The sequence below is a fragment of the Streptomyces sp. IBSBF 2435 genome (genome assembly GCF_036815005.1).
Taxonomy (GTDB): Bacteria; Actinomycetota; Actinomycetes; order Streptomycetales; family Streptomycetaceae; genus Actinacidiphila.
The window spans coordinates 1-15,248 of the sequence record NZ_JAJSYW010000174.1; the positions used below are offsets into that span (position 1 = coordinate 1).

11 protein-coding genes and 1 pseudogene are annotated in these 15,248 nt (G+C 72.4%); all 12 read right to left on the bottom strand.

The genetic code is table 11. The features are described 5' to 3' along the window. Positions 1–312 precede the first annotated feature (312 nt). The gene (locus V7E46_RS26665; RefSeq protein ID WP_333770782.1) at positions 313–2,757 is read right to left on the bottom strand and encodes an ABC transporter permease; all 2,445 of its coding nucleotides are present in this window, start codon (positions 2,755–2,757) and stop codon (positions 313–315) included. After that, a complete protein-coding gene (locus tag V7E46_RS26670; protein ID WP_333770783.1) occupies positions 2,754–3,446 on the bottom strand; it encodes an ABC transporter ATP-binding protein in 693 nt (230 codons plus the stop codon). The genes V7E46_RS26665 and V7E46_RS26670 overlap by 4 nt, the downstream gene beginning before the upstream one ends. Continuing rightward, on the bottom strand, positions 3,443–3,967 hold the full coding sequence (locus tag V7E46_RS26675; protein WP_329175191.1) for a PadR family transcriptional regulator: 525 nt from the start codon (positions 3,965–3,967) through the stop codon (positions 3,443–3,445). The genes V7E46_RS26670 and V7E46_RS26675 overlap by 4 nt, the downstream gene beginning before the upstream one ends. Positions 3,968–4,057: 90 nt before the next feature. Beyond that, on the bottom strand, positions 4,058–4,372 hold the full coding sequence (locus V7E46_RS26680; protein WP_333770784.1) for a hypothetical protein: 315 nt from the start codon (positions 4,370–4,372) through the stop codon (positions 4,058–4,060). Between the two features lie 13 nt (positions 4,373–4,385). After that, the gene (locus tag V7E46_RS26685; RefSeq protein WP_333770785.1) at positions 4,386–5,351 is read right to left on the bottom strand and encodes an SPFH domain-containing protein; all 966 of its coding nucleotides are present in this window, start codon (positions 5,349–5,351) and stop codon (positions 4,386–4,388) included. Between the two features lie 147 nt (positions 5,352–5,498). After that, on the bottom strand, positions 5,499–6,956 hold the full coding sequence (locus V7E46_RS26690; RefSeq protein WP_333770786.1) for a catalase: 1,458 nt from the start codon (positions 6,954–6,956) through the stop codon (positions 5,499–5,501). Between the two features lie 629 nt (positions 6,957–7,585). Further along, the gene (locus V7E46_RS26695; RefSeq protein WP_333770787.1) at positions 7,586–9,730 is read right to left on the bottom strand and encodes a SpoIIE family protein phosphatase; all 2,145 of its coding nucleotides are present in this window, start codon (positions 9,728–9,730) and stop codon (positions 7,586–7,588) included. Between the two features lie 127 nt (positions 9,731–9,857). After that, positions 9,858–10,457 (bottom strand): class I SAM-dependent DNA methyltransferase, encoded by a 600-nt coding sequence (locus tag V7E46_RS26700; RefSeq protein WP_333770791.1) that lies wholly within the window; start codon positions 10,455–10,457, stop codon positions 9,858–9,860. Between the two features lie 333 nt (positions 10,458–10,790). Beyond that, positions 10,791–11,558, bottom strand: coding sequence for a cytidylyl-2-hydroxypropylphosphonate hydrolase (gene fomD, locus V7E46_RS26705; protein WP_333770788.1), 768 nt, complete (start codon positions 11,556–11,558; stop codon positions 10,791–10,793). Positions 11,559–11,581: 23 nt separating this feature from the next. Beyond that, positions 11,582–12,991 carry a class II fumarate hydratase gene (locus tag V7E46_RS26710; protein ID WP_333770789.1) on the bottom strand — a complete coding sequence of 470 codons (1,410 nt, stop codon included), beginning with the start codon at positions 12,989–12,991 and terminating at the stop codon, positions 11,582–11,584. Positions 12,992–13,062: 71 nt separating this feature from the next. After that, entirely contained in the window at positions 13,063–14,823 is a 1,761-nt protein-coding gene (locus V7E46_RS26715; protein ID WP_333770790.1) for a discoidin domain-containing protein, read from the bottom strand. Between the two features lie 77 nt (positions 14,824–14,900). Next, positions 14,901–15,248: pseudogene (locus tag V7E46_RS26720) on the bottom strand (hypothetical protein); the annotation flags it as partial.

Genomic DNA, 15,248 nt, shown 5'->3' on the forward strand with positions numbered 1-15,248 from the left:
CCCATCCCGGACGCCGTCCCCGATCCGGAACCGGCCCCCGACCCGGCGTAGGGCTCCCGCCAGGGGTGCGAAAGTTCTGCGGCGCCCCCCTCCGGGAAGGGGGCGCACCCCGACGCCGCGGTGCTTCCGCGGTGCCTCCGCACAAGGGGGTGTCCCACAGGGCCGCGGGGAACTGCGCGGCCGGCCCGCACCGGTCGCCGGGTCGGCACCGGCCCGGAGGGGCTGTTCGGTCCGCTCCGGACCACCGGACGGTGGGTGGTCGCTCGCGCCGTTCCCGGCGCCCAGCCCCCCACTCACGAGCTGCCCTGTGGGCTATTCCGTGTGGAGGCCGTCCGGGCGCATGAGGCGCCACAGGGGTGGCAGGCTCAGCAGGGTCACCGCCAGGACCACGGCGGCGCCGACCGCCGACATGATCGCGACGCTGCCCCAGTCCATGTGGAAGGACCGGCCCACCATCGCCAGCAGCGCCGCGCCCAGGCCGATACCGCCCGCCACGGCCAGCGCCAGGCCGAGGACCACCGGGATTGTGGTCTGCCACAGCACCGACCAGCCCAGCGCGCTGCGCTTCGTGCCGAAGGCGACCAGTACCGCCAGCAGCTTCTTGCGGTCCCGCAGCTGCTCCAGCATCGTCACCAGCAGGCTGGCGCCGATCAGCGCCATGGTGAGGGTCGCACCGGCGAACAGGCCCCGGCGCAGCTGGACGTAGGCGCCCGTCGTGCGGGTGCCGCTGATGTCCATCACGTACGTGCCGACCCCGAAGGCCGCCGCGGTGTTGCGCACGTACTCGGCGGCGTCGTGCTGGCGGCTGTCGAGGCCGACCATGATCCGCGAGTCCGGGTCGAACAGCTTGCTGCCGTCGATGGCCTCGGGAGTGGCGAAAATGCCCCACACCTGGTCACCGGCCGGGTCGGTCCGCACCGCCGCGGTCGGCGTGTGCGCCGGGATCGTCCACAGCCTCGGGGTGCCGACGTAGCGCTCCGTGTAGCTGGTGTTGAGGTCGATCCTGCCGCCCGCCTTGAGGTACGGCAGCGCGTCGCCGTTGTCCTGCTCGCTGGGCGGCGGCACCACGAAGGTGCTGCCAGGCCCGCAGCTGCTGATGACGGCCAGCTGCCGCAGTGTCGTACAGTCGCCGACGGTCACCGGCAGATAGGTGTAGTCCGGGCTCTCGCCCTTGAGGGTGGACGCGTCGGGCCGGGTGGCCTGGGACCGCAGATAGCCGACCGCCTCGTGCACGCCCTTGGTCGCGGCGACCTGCCGGATGTCGCGGGTGGTCTGGTCGCTGGTGGTGTCGTTGGTGGTGACCGTCATCTGGGCGCGGGTCGGGTCGGCGCCGGTGTCGGACACGAAGTCGCCGCTGACCGCGGTGAAGAGCATCTGCAGCGCGATGGCGCCGGCGACGGCCACCGTCACACCGCTGACCATCCGGGCCGAGGCGTTGCTGTTCAGCTGGAGCCTGCGGGTGGCGAGCTGCCAGGCGACCGGACCGCCGCGCAGCCTTCCCACCGCCGTCTCGACCAGCCACGGCAGCACCGCGGTCACGCCGATCAGCAGCAGGATCGTGCCGGTCGCGATCTGGTACTCGTTGATCGGCGCGGTGCCCCTGACCTTGCCGAACAGCGGGACGAGCAGAGCCAGTCCCGCGACCGGGATCAGCAGCCGCCACCAGAGCCTGCGCCGCCGTCCGACGCCCTGCCGGACCACGCCGAGCGGTTCGATGACCGTACCGCGCAGGCTGAGCAGGGTCACCGCGATCGAGGCGACGGGCACCGAGACCGCGATCAGTACGGTCAGCGCGGTGTTCGGCATCAGGTCGGAGGGGAAGGCGGAGATGTCCCTGATGGAGATGTGGGCCGCGAACTGCCGGGCGATCAGGAAGAACACCCCGCCCAGCAGCACCCCGAACAGCGCGCCGAACAGGGCCTCGCCGGCCGCGACCCGCCGGGTCATCCGGATGTCGGCGCCCACCAGCCGCAGTGCCGCGAGCCGCCGGTCCCGGCGTTCACCGCCGAGGCGTACGGCGGTGCCGATGAAGACCGCGACCGGCAGCAGCAGCACCACCAGGACCATCACCAGCAGCAGGTCGAAGACCGGCCCCTGGGACTCGTGATTGCTCTCGCGGCCGAAGCCGTCCAGCCGGTCGGCGCTGCCGTGCGCCCCGAGCGAGTCGTGGGCGACGAGCTTGTCGCTGCCCGCGTAGTAGTACAGGTCGGCCGGTCCCATCAGCCCGGCCTTGCCTATGGTGCCGGTGATCTCGTACGGGAGGCGCTCGCGCAGCAGCGGCGCGGACGCCAGCAGCTTCTTCAGCGCGGGGGAGACCACCATCTGCCCGGGCGGCGGCATCGCGGTGACACCGGGCGGCGGCTTCGCGGCGGGTCCGTCCGGGTGCAGCAGGACACCGGTGATCGTCTTGTCATGGTAGATGGTGCTCGCGTCGGCGAACAGGAAGCTGTGGTCGCTCGGTTTGACCGGCTGGCCGAACGACAGGGTGTCGCGGGCCATCCGCCGGTCGTCGCGGGTGTGCATCATCGCCGGCACCGCGGCGGCCAGCAGCAGCAGCGTCACGCCGAGCGCGACGCCGACGGCGGTCAGCACCGTACGCGTCCAGCCCTCGCGTCCGCCGCCGGCCGCGAAGCGCGCGCCGAGCAGCAGATCGCGCAGCCAGGTCCGCGCGTCGGCGGACGGTTCCGGTGCCCGGTCGCCGCGGGGGCCGCCGGCGGTGGCGTCGAAGCCGGCGAGGGGCTCGTGCGAGGACGTCATGACACGCGTTCCATGTCGCGGGACTTCCCGTCCCGCACGACGATCTCCCGGTCCGAGTACGCGGCCACCCGCGCTTCGTGGGTGACCAGGACGACGGCGGCGCCCGTGTCGTGCGCGGCCTCGGTCAGCAGCCGCATCACCCGCTCGCCGTTCAGCGAGTCCAGCGCGCCGGTCGGCTCGTCGGCGAAGACCACCCGGGGGCCGCCGACCAGGGCGCGGGCCACCGCGACCCGCTGGCCCTGGCCGCCGGAGACCTCGCCGGGCCGCTTGCCCGCGATGTCGGTGACCTCCAGGCGCTCCAGCCACTTCGCGGCCTGCGCCTCGGCCTCCTTGCGCTTGCGGCCGCTGAGCCGCATCGGCATCGCCACGTTCTCCAGGCAGGTCAGCTCGGGCACGAGCTGGCCGAACTGGAAGACGAAGCCGAAGTCCGTACGCCGCAGGGCGCTGCGTCCGCTGTCGGACATCGCCGCCAGGTCGCGCCCGCGGTAGCGGACCTCGCCGGCGTCGGGGGTGACGATCCCGGCCAGGCAGTGCAGCAGTGTGGACTTGCCGGATCCCGAGGGTCCCATCACGGCGACCACCTCACCGGACCGCACTGTCAGATCGGCGCCGTCCAGTGCGGGGGTCGGGCCGTAGGCCTTGCGCAGGCCGGTCGCGACGAGCAGGGGTTCCTGGGCTGTGGCGGTCACTTGGTCACCTCGGTGGCGAGCTGGTCGAGCCGGGCGGCGGTCAGTTCCAGCCACCGCAGGTCGGCTTCGAGATGGAAGAGCGCGTGGTCGCAGATCAGCTGGTCGCTGAGGTCGCCGGCGGACTTGCGCCGGGTCAGCTCGCGCATCAGCCGCAGGTGTTCGGCGCGCTGGGTGTCCAGCAGGTCGGCCGCGGGCCGGCCGGTCAGCAGGGCGAGGACGACCTTGGTGTAGAGGGTTGTCTGCAGATACGGCTCGGGCTTCTCGGGCTGCGAGAGCCAGGCCTCGACATCGGTCACTCCGGCGTCGGTGATGGCGTACCGCTTGCGCTCGGGGCCGCCGCCCGGCTCTATCCCGTCGACCTCGACCAGGCCGTTCTTCAGCAGCCTGGCCATCGTCGAGTAGACCTGGCCGTACGCGAGCGGCCGGTCGTGTCCGAAGCGTTCGTCGAAGGCGCGCTTGAGGTCGTAACCGTGGCGCGGGCCGGACTCCAGGAGTCCGAGCAGGGTGTGGCCGATTGACATGCGGAGCACAGTACACCATGGGTATACATCACGTGTATACCCATGGTGAATAACTGGCGCCTCCGGGCATCGGGGCGGCATTACCGCAGGTCAGACGGTGGTGTCCGGAGGTGAGGAAGGTTCGGTCTTCGGCGGGCGGCCGCGGCGCGGAATCGGGCCCGCGGCCGACGGGAGCCTGCCCGCGTCTGCCAGCGCGCGGCGCAGCAGGAACTCGATCTGGGCGTTGGTGCTGCGCAGTTCGCCCGCCGCCCAGGACACGAGCGCGTCGTGGACGGCGGGGTCGAGCCGCAGCAGCACCTGCTTGCGTGCGCCGCGGGTGCGGGCGGGCGCACCGGCCGGCTCGGGCGGGCCGGTGCTCTGGGCGCGGTCGGCGCCGGGTTCGGCGGGCTCGCCGGGCTCCGTCACGTCGGGCGCTCCGTCACTGGTAGAGGGTCCCCGTGTTGAGTACCGGCTGCGCCGCGCGGTCGCCGCAGAGCACCACCAGCAGATTGCTCACCATGCTGGCCTTGCGCTCCTCGTCCAGCTCGACGATGCCCTGCTCGGCGATCCTGGACAGCGCCGACTCGACCATGCCGACCGCGCCGTCCACGATGGTCTGCCGCGCCGCGACGATCGCGCCGGCCTGCTGCCGCTGGAGCATCGCCGAGGCGATCTCGGGCGCGTAGGCGAGGTGGGTGAAGCGGGACTCGATGATCTTCACACCGGCCGAGTCGACCCGCGCGGCGATCTCGACCGACAGCCGCTCGGTGATGTCCTCGGAATTGCCGCGCAGCGACACCGACGTGCCGTCGTGCGCGTCGTACGGGTAGTTGGTCGCGATGTGCCGGACGGCCGTGTCGGTCTGGATGCCGACGAACTTGACGTAGTCGTCCACCTCGAAGACCGCCTGCGCGGTGTCGGCGACCTGCCAGACCACCACGGCGGCCAGCTCGATCGGGTTGCCGTAGGCGTCGTTGACCTTGAGCACCGCGGTCTCGTGGTTGCGCAGCCGGGTGGAGATCTTGCGGCGGCTGGTGAACGGGTTCACCCAGCGCAGGCCGTCCTGCCGGATGGTGCCCTGGTAGCGGCCGAACAGCTGGCACACCCGGGCCTGGCCCGGCGCGACCTGGGTGAGGCCGAAGAGCGTGATGAGCGCGCCGACGACGATCACGATGCCGAGCGCGATCAGGCCGGCCGCCACCGCGCCCGGGTGGTCCTTGGCGCGTGCGCCGCCGACCGTGATCAGCGCGGCCCCGCCGAGCACCACCAGCACGGCGATCAGCAGGAACGGCAGCCCCGGCATCCCGACGGCGCGCCGCTCGTGGACCCGGGGCGCGGGCATCTCGGGTATCTCGGCGTCGGTGGACGTTCTGGACGGCTGCTGCGGTCCTGTGGGCTGCGACATGGGGTTCCCCCTGCTTCCTCGTCGATCGGTCTAGCATAGTGATAACACATTTTCTGGGAGTGGGGGCAATGCAGCCCCGGGGCACGGGGCTGTCGGCACGTGCCGCGGGGCTGCGGTCCTGCGGTCCTGCGGTCCTGCGGGGGAGGGTCAGCCGGTCTTGACGGCCGCCGCGATCCGGTCGCCGACCTCGCGGTCGACGCTGCGCCAGTACGCGAACGCGCGCTCCAGCACCGGGGCGCTGACCCCGTCGCTCAGATGCCCGGCCACATTGCCGACCAGCCGCTCGCGCGCCGCGTCGTCCAGCACGTCGCGCACCATCGTGCCGGGCTGCCCGAAGTCGTCGTCCTCGCGGTGCAGGGTGTACGCCTCCCGCACCATCTCGCCCGCCGCCTGCCAGCCGGCGATGTCCCCGTACGCCTCCGGGGAGGCGGCCGGGCCGCCGTACGAGTTCGGCGCGTAGGGCGCGCCCACCCGGTTCGGCTCGAAGCGCATCGGGCCGTCCTTGGCGTACGAGCGCACCGGCACGTGCGGCCGGTTCGGCGGCAGTTGCGCGTAGTTCGGGCCGATCCGGTAGCGGTGCGTGTCGGGGTACGAGAACAGCCGCCCGAGCAGCATCTTGTCCGGCGACGGGCCGATGCCCGGCACCATGCTCGACGGCTCGAACGCCGCCTGCTCGATGTGGACGAAGAAGTCCTCCGGGTTCTCGTCCAGCGTCATCCGGCCGACCTCGACCAGCGGGTAGTCGCCGTGCGGCCACACCTTCGTCAGGTCGAACGGGTTGAAGCGGTAGTCCGCCGCGTCCTCGAACGGCATGACCTGCACGTACAGCGTCCACGACGGGTGGTCGCCGCGCTGGATCGACTCCCACAGGTCCTGCCGGTGCGCGTCGGCGTTCTCCCCGGCCAGCGCGTCCGCGTCGGCCTGCGGCAGGAAGTCGATGCCCTGGTCGGTCTTGAAGTGGTACTTCACCCAGAACCTGGTGCCGCCCGCGTTGATCCACATGAACGTGTGCGAGCCGTAGCCGTTCATGTGCCGGTACGTGCGCGGGATGCCGCGGTCGCCCATCAGCCAGGTGACCTGGTGCGCGGACTCCGGCGACAGGGTCCAGAAGTCCCACTGCATGTCGTTGTCGCGCAGCCCGTTGTCCGGACGGCGCTTCTGGCTGCGGATGAAGTCCTGGAACTTGATCGTGTCCCGGACGAAGAACACCGGGGTGTTGTTGCCGACCAGGTCGTAGTTGCCGTGCTGGGTGTAGAACTTCAGCGCGAAGCCGCGCGGGTCCCGCCAGCTGTCCGGGCTGCCCTGCTCGCCGGCCACCGTTGAGAAGCGGGCCAGCATCTTCGTCTCCCGGCCCGGCTGGAAGAGGTCCGCCTTGGTGAACTGGCTGACGTCATTGGTGACCCGGAAGTGCCCGTAGGCCCCGCTGCCCTTGGCGTGCACGACCCGTTCCGGCACCCGTTCCCGGTTGAACTGGGCCATCTTCTCGATCAGGTAGTGGTCCTGCAGCAGGATGGGGCCGTCGGCGCCGAGCGTGAGCGAATGCTCGTCGCTCTCCACCGGGATTCCCGCGTTGTTCGTCGTCGGCGGTACGTTCTGGGTGGTCATGGCTGCTTGTCCTCCCGCCCGGTGCCGCATGGATCACCGGGGTGTGGGTCACGTGGCGTGTACCCAACTTCCCACCCGGCGCCACCCCAAGCATTTCGGCTCCGCCGCGCAAGGGGGTGACCTTTCCCCCCGGCGACCCCCGTCCCTGCGGCTCCCCTCCGCAGGGGGCGCGCTTGCGCTGCGCGGCGGCAGGGGGTTCCGCTGGGCGGGCCCATGCGCTCCCGGGTGCGCGTCGTTCCGGGGCACGGGGGACCACCACGAGCGTCGTGCGGCGGTGCGGCGCCGGTGCCCCGGGGCGCGGGGAACTGCGCGGCCGGCCGCCGGCGGGGTGCGGGTCGCCACCGGCCGAAAGGGGCTGTCGCTTTCGGATCCGGACCACCGGCCGGTGGGTGGCTGAGCGCGCAGTTCCGCCCCCAGAGCTTCGCCTGGGGCCACCCCCAGCCGACGGGGCACCGCACCACCCCCGTGCCCGGGGAAGGGGCACCCTCTTGTGTCAAGGGCACCCCAGCCCCGCGGCAGCGGAAGGGCGCCGACCGACCCAGCGGTCACCGCAGCCCCGCGGCAGCGGAGGCGTACCCACCGGCGCAGGCTTCCCGTCCGGGGGACGGGTGGTCCGGGAGGGGGCGAGGTCAGAGGGGGAGCTCGAACCAGACCACCTTGCCCGCGCCCAAGCGAGTCGCTCCCCACCGCTGCGCCATCCGGTTGACGAGGTAGAGCCCGCGCCCGCCCTCCTCCTCGGGCGCCGCGTGGCGCATCCGGGGAAGCAGCGGCGCGTCGTCGCCGACCTCGCAACGCAGCACATCGGTACGCAGCAGCCGCAGCGTGATCGGCCGTTCGGCGTACCGCACCGCGTTGGTGACGATCTCGCTGACCAGCAGTTCGGCCGCCTCCAACTGGTCCTCCAGGTCCCAGCGGCGCAGCGCCTGGCGGACCAGGCGGCGGGCCCGGCCCGGGGTCTGCGGCTGCGGCTCGAGGAACCAGTAGGCGACGTCGCTGGGCGCGATGCCGTCGAAGCGGGCCGCGAGCAGCGCGATGTCGTCGTCGCGGTCGCCGGGTCCGAGGATCTCCAGCACCTCGTCGCACAGCGGTTCCAGCGGCGGCGGGGAGACGACGGACGCGGCGTCGTGCAGCCGTTCCCGCAGCAGTTCGATGCCGCCCCACACGTCCCGGCTGCGGGACTCGACCAGGCCGTCGGTGTAGAGCAGCAGCGTCGCCCCGGCGGGCGCGGGCAGTTCGACGGCCTCGAAGGGCACCCCGCCGACGCCGATCGGGGCGCCCGCTGGCACGCGGAGCACTTCGGCGAGGCCGTCCGCGTGCAGCAGCAAGGGCGGCGGGTGGCCGGCGTTGGCCACGATCAGCCGGTGCGCGATCGGGTCGTAGACGGCGTAGACGCAGGTCGCCATGCGGTCCTGGCCGAGCCGCTGGGCCTGCTCGTCGAGGTGGTAGAGCACCTCCTGCGGGGCCAGGTCGAGCCCGGCCAGCGTCTGGACGGTGGTACGCAGCTGGCCCATGATCGCCGCCGAGGTCATGGAGTGGCCCATGACGTCGCCGACCACCAGCGCCACCCGGCTGCCGGGCAGCGGGATCGCGTCGTACCAGTCGCCGCCGACCCGCGCGGACTCGGCAGCCGGAAGATAGCGGCTGGCCAGCTGGACACCGGTGGGCTGGGGGAGCGAGTCGGGCAGCATTTCGCGTTGCAGGGCGTCCGCGATGTACGCCTCGCGCCCGTACAGCACCGCCTTGTCCACGCCCAGCGCGGTGTGCGTGGCGAGCTGGGCGGCGACCAGCAGGTCGTCGGACTCGAACGGCGGCCGGCCGGCCCGCCGCAGCAGGACCGCCGCACCGATCACCCGGCGGCGCCCGCGCAAGGGGGCGAGCAGCGCCCGGCGCCCGGTGGGCAGGCCGACCGCGTCGTCCGGGTGGCCGAGCAGTTCCGCCAGCGCGTCGGCGGCCCGTACCGAGTCCGCGAAGACCGGGCGGACCCCGCGCAGCACCTCGGCGAGCGGCCCGTCGAGCAGGACGCCGATGGAGTCGCCCGTACCGCCGAACGACGGCTCCATCGTCGGCAGCAGCGCGGGCAGCAGCGGGGTGGCGCCGACCGGTGCGTCGTCGTCGGGCTCCGACGGGCCTTCGAGTCCGCCGTCGGAGCGGCGCAGCCGCAGCCGCAGCGGTCCTGAGGGGCGCTCGTCGCCGACCGGCAGCGGCTCGCGCAGATAGACCAGGATCGCGTCGGCGAAGGCCGGCACCGCCGAGCGGCACAGTCCCAGCAGGATCTCGTCGAGGTCGACCCCGCGGGCGATCCGCCGGGTGGCCGCGCCGACGTAGCGCAGCCGGTCGGCCTCCGGGCCCGTCTGCGCCGGCATCGGGATACGCATCCCCGCCGACTCCTCGTCCGCCGGGTGCCCGGCCGCTTCAATGGGGGTGCCGCGGGACGGGATGCCGACGAAGGTCGTCGGCCGCTCCTCACCGGGGCGCTGGTCGTGGTGCGGCGCTGCCGCGCCCTGGTCCCGGCCGCCGCAGCCCGCGTCCGGGTCGGGACGGTCGTGGTCGCGGTGTCCCGCCGCCTCCGGCGGCGCGGACCGGTGCGGCGGGTCGGCCGCCTCGTCCTGCGGTGCGCCCGGTCGGGCGGGGGTGTCCGTCAGCGGCCCGGCGAGCGGGCCGGTCAGCGGCTCCGTCACGTTGTCCTTCGGATTCTCCGGCAGGCTGTAGCCGCCACGCGGGTCCGGCGCAGGCGCGGCGGTGTGCCTGGGTGGTCGGGGCGGGTCCGTGGTCACGCGAGTCTTTCCATCCGTCTGTGCGCCACGCGCTGGCCGCGGCGGGATCGGGCCTGATCGGTGTCTGCGTTACCTGCGTTCGTGCCTGGGTTCGTGTCGATGCTGGTGCCCCGGAGGCGTGCCGCGTTCACCCGCGCCGGCAGGAGAGGAAGATCTGCTGCTCGGGCGGCACGTCCGTACTGGCAGGCGCGTACGCGTACGCATCCTCCTTGATCACCTCGAAGCCCGCATCCGTGACGACCTGTCGCAGTTCGTCCCGTAGGTAACCGGATACCCGGATCGTGTGACCGAGGAACGGAATCGGCACATCGTCCACATCAGCCTCGACCATCGACAGCGCCAGCAGCCCGCCGGGCTCCAGCAGCGTATGGATCGCCAGCAGGGCGGGCGGGATCTCCGCACGGCGCAGCATCAGCAGCGAGAAGAAGGCGGCGACGCCGGCGAAGGAGCCGGGCGCCAGCGGTTCGCCGGCGGGCAGGTGCGCGATGTCGGCCCGCAGGAACTGCGCCGCCGGGACATTGGCGCTGGCCCTGGTGATCATCCCGGCGGAGAGGTCCACGCCGGTGACCCGCAGCCCCGCGTCGGCCAGCTGCCCCGCGGTCGGCAGCCCGGTGCCGCAGCCGAGGTCGAGCACCCGGGAGCCGGGCGGCACCGAGGCCGCCAGCCAGCCGCCAGCGGCGAGCTGGCCCTCCTTGTGCGGGAAGGCCTCGTCGTACCGGTCGCCGATCGCGTCGAAGGCGTCGGCCTGCTCCTCACGCCCCCACGGCCGGTCGTCGGCCGGAACGGCCGGATCGGCGGGGCCGGCCGGGCCGCCCGGTGTGCCCTGCGTCGTCCCATCGCGCTCGTCGCCGCCGGTTCCCACTGTTCAGGGCCTCCCTGACTGCTGCTCGGATCGTGATGGGCTGATGCGGGCCATGCGGGCGTACGTGCGCGCGGAAGACCGCACCCGGTGTGCGCCGGCGCACCGGTGACGCGGCGTCAAACTCTAGGCCGTGACCGGCGTTTGTGCGATGCCCGGAGAACGATCCTACGGTTGGCGGTGAGGGGCGCAACAAGGGGTTCAGGCGGATCGTCTCGCGGGCCGGACCGCTAAGCGCTCCTCGGCCCGGTCCCCGCGCTGGTCGCGGCCCATATCCCCGGGATTGTCCGCCGGACGGTCCCAGTCCGCCGGCAGCGCCGGAAGCGGCCACCGCGGGTCGGGCCGCCAGTCCTGCCAGCCCTCGCTGAACGGCGGGCCCCAGGCCCTGATCACCCCGACCGCCCGCAGGCCCGCGCGCCGTACCTGCGCCGCGAGCGCCGCCGGCATCAGGCCGTCGGTCTGCGCCTGGGCGAATTCGTCCTCGTCGAGCCACCGCCAGCTGCGGTCCTGGTGCACCGCGATGTCCAGGAAGTGGTCCTCCGAGTCCACTCCGCCCGACCAGCGGCGCAGCGGCTCCTCCAGGTTCACGTACCAGCTGCGGAACCGCCACTCCTGGTCCCAGAACAACCACACCGACCACGGCTCACCCGGACGGGCGAGCTTGAGAACGCCCGCACCCCACCACTTCTCCACCCTGGTGGTCCGCGGCTTGACGTACCGGGTCGCCAGCGGCTCCCGGTGGACCGGTGTACCGTCCGCGAGCACCGGGCGCACCACCGGCGTGCCGGGCGCCATCCACACCGCGAGCAGTTCCGCGTCGTCGCGGACCACGGTCACCGGGCGGACGATGTGCACCGCGTCCGTACCGTTGCCCCGGTAGCGCCACAGCACCTGTTCGCCCGGCGTCCAGAAGCGCCCCCGCGGTTCTCCTGCCGGGGCCGCGGTCCCCGTCTCGGTATGGGCTGTCATGAACAGAGCTTACGGATCACGTGTTACGGACGGGTCATACGCAACACGTCGAGTGCGTCGTCCAGCTGCTTTTCGGACAGCAGTCCGCGCTCCACATAGCCGCCCTCGATCACCGCCTCGCGGATCGTCCTGTGCTCCGCCAGCGCCCGCTTCGCCACCTTCGCGGCCTCCTCGTAGCCGATGTACCTGTTCAGCGGGGTGACGACGGACGGGGACGACTCGGCGTACTCGCGCGCCCGCTCGGCGTTCGCGGTGATCCCGTCGACCGTGCGGTCCGCGAGCAACCGGCTGACATTGGCCAGCAGGCGCACCGACTCCAGCACATTTCGGGCGATCACCGGCAGCATCACGTTCAGCTCGAAATTGCCCGCCGCGCCCGCCACCGTGACCGTCGTGTCGTTGCCGATCACCTGGGCGGCCACCATCAGCACCGCCTCGGGCACCACCGGGTTGACCTTGCCCGGCATGATCGACGAGCCCGGCTGGAGGTCGGGCAGCGCGATCTCGGCCAGGCCGGTCCGCGGGCCCGACGCCATCCAGCGCAGGTCGTTGGCGATCTTCGTCAGCCCCACCGCGATCGTACGCAGCTGGCCGGAGGTCTCCACCACGCCGTCCCGCGCGCCCTGCGCCTCGAAGTGGTCGCGCGCCTCGGTCAGCGGCAGCCCGGTGGCCCGCGCCACCTCGGCGATGACCGCCGCGGGGAAGCCGGGCGGGGTGTTGATGCCGGTGCCGACCGCGGTACCGCCCAGCGGCAGCTCCGCCAGCCGCGGCAGCGACGCCCGCAGCCGCTCGACGCCGTAGCGCACCTGGGCGGCGTAACCGCCGAACTCCTGGCCCAGCGTCACCGGAGTGGCGTCCATCAGATGGGTGCGGCCCGCCTTCACCACCGTGGCGAACTCCGCCGCCTTGCGCTCCAGCGACTCCGCCAGACGGGTGAGCGCCGGGATCAGTTCGCCGGTGACGGCCGCGGTCGCGGCGATGTGCAGGGAGGAGGGGAAGACGTCGTTGGACGACTGGCTGGCGTTGACGTCGTCGTTGGGGTGGACCGGACGGCCCAGCCGCTCGGCCGCCAGGGTCGCGATGACCTCGTTGGCGTTCATGTTCGACGAGGTGCCCGAGCCGGTCTGGAAGACGTCCACTGGGAAGTGCTCGTCCCAGCGGCCGGCCGCGACCTCCTCGGCCGCCTCCGCGATGGCCCCGGCCACCTCCTCGTCCAGGACGCCGAGCTTCGCGTTGGTCCGCGCGGCGGCTGCCTTGATACGCGCCAGCGCCTCGATGTGCGCCCGCTCAAGCCGGCCGCCGGAGATCGGGAAGTTCTCCACCGCCCGCTGCGTCTGCGCCCGCCACTTCGCCGCGGCGGGCACCCGCACCTCGCCCATCGAGTCGTGCTCGGTGCGGTATCCGCCGTCCGTGGTCGCGCCGCTGTCACTCATACCTATAACAGTGCCCGGGAACACCCGATGTGTTCCCGGGCGCTGTCAGGAGCCGCTCCGGCGGACTCCGGTCAGCTGTAGATTCCGAACTCGTACAGCGAGTAGCCGTAACCGGTGCCGCGCTGGGTGCCCTGGAGGCGGACGTAGCGGCCGGTGCCGCTCACATCGAGGTCGTCGATGTTGCCGTTGCCGTCGGTCACCGACTTCACCGCCGTCCAGTTCTGCCCGTCGTCGGAGGTCTGGATGTCGTACGCCTTCGCGTACGCGGACTCCCAGGCGAGCTGGACGTGCTTGAACGTGGTGCTCCGGCCCAGGTCGACCTGGACCCACTGCGGGTCGCTCCAGTCGCTCGACCAGCGGGTGGTGTAGCTGCCGTCGACCGCGTCGGCCGCGGTGCAGGGGCAGCCGCCGGTCGGGTCGGTCTGGAAGGACGAGGCGGTGGCGGGCTTGTTCAGGGCCACGTTGGTGCCGTCCGCCTTCGGCGGCACGATACGCACCGACTTCGAGCCGTAGCCCACATTGCCGTGTGTGTCGGTGGCCTTGACGTAGGCGATGTACACGCCGACCTTGTCCGGCGCGGTGGCGCTGAGCGAGCCGCCGCCGTTGTCGGTGGTGGCGGCCGGGGCGAGGGCGCCGTTGTTGTCGATGTAGAGGCTGCTGAAGAGCACCTGGTAGCTGATCGGGTCGTTCTCCGGGTCGCTGGTCCTGGTGCTGATCGTCACCCTGCCGCCGGCCGACACCCCGGCGGTGGCGTCGGTGACGCTCATGTCGGCCACCTGCGGCGGCAGGTTGTCGCCCGCGGTGCTGCCGCCGAACGCCCGCTTCACCGCGTAGTACGAGGGCCGCTTGAGCCGGTCGGGTACCAGGTTGAACCAGATGCCGCCGAAGTCGTCCTCGTTGCCGTAGTGGAAGAGCGTGGCGCCGAGCGCGACGCCCTGGTGCGAGGTGACGCAGTTCCAGGCGTTGGTGTAGCCGTCGGCCTTCTGCTGGTCGGTCGGCTCGTCGGCCACCCCGTTGGCGTCGTTCGGCACCTCCCACGAACCGGCCGGGCCGCCCTCGGTCACGATGTACGGCTTGTCGTAACCGCCCGCCTCCCAGGCGGACTTCACATTGCAGACGTCCTTGTAGGAGTTGACCGCGAGCAGGTCGAGGTCCGGGGTGTTCTTCTTGTAGTACGGCCAGGCGCCGGTCCAGGCGTCGGTGGACGTCACCGGGTGGTTCGGGTCGATCGCGTGGATCGCCTTCGACAGGTCGTTGACGTACGTGGTGTACGCGTTGCGCTGCTGCTCCAGCTCGTCGCCGCTGTAGCAGTTCTGCAGGCCGAGCACCGACTCGTTGCCGACGTCCCACATCAGCACACCGGGGTTGTCCTTGTAGGTGCTCACCCACTTCGGGAACTCGGCCAGCATGTCCGACTTGTAGGCGGTGTCCGTCAGGTAGTTGACGCAGCCGCCGGAGCCGGGACCGCCGCCCGGCTGGAGCCAGAAGCCGGCGATGACCTTGATGCCGTTGGCCGCCGCCGCGTCGAACAGCGGGGCGCTGGTGGCGTCGGTTCCCCAGGTGCGGATCGTGTTGACGCCCATCTTCGCCACGTCCGGCAGGTCCTTGGCCGCGTCACCGGGGGGCGGACCCCAGGTGAGCCCCTTGACCTCGTAGGGGGCGCCGTCCACGGTGAGCTGCCAGTCGCCCTGCGAGCCGGTCACCTTGACCACGCTGCCCGCCGCGTGCGCGGCGGGTGCCTGGAGCACGGCCAGGCCGGCGACGGCCAGCGCGGTCGCCGCGAGCGGGGCCACCGCGCGGCGGGCCCGCCCGGTGCGGAAGGGTCGGTGCATTCTGTCCTCCTCGGTACGGGTGCGAGTGCGGGTCCTGCGGTCGCCGGGGTCGCCGGGGGAGTGGTCCGGGCGGCGGGTCACGGGTAGCTCACCAGGGAGGAGATGCCGGCGTTGGCGCTGTTCACCGGGTCGCCCGCGGTGTTGATCACGTGGCTGATCGTGCCGTCGCCGCCCAGCGAGACGGTGACCAGGCCGTGGAAGGCCGCTCCGGCCCGGTCCGGCACCCGGAAAGCGTTCTCCGCGACGACGGTCGGGTCGTTCAGGAAGAGGCAGTAGCTGCCGACCCCCCACGCCTCGTGCGAGGTGACGGCGTCCGCCACCCGGTAGGCCGGGTAGCCGTTCCGCGAACCGTCCGTCCAGGCGGCCTGGGCCGCCGGCGCGCCGAGGGCCGCGCGCCGGGAGAAACCGCTGGTGGGGGGTGGGGT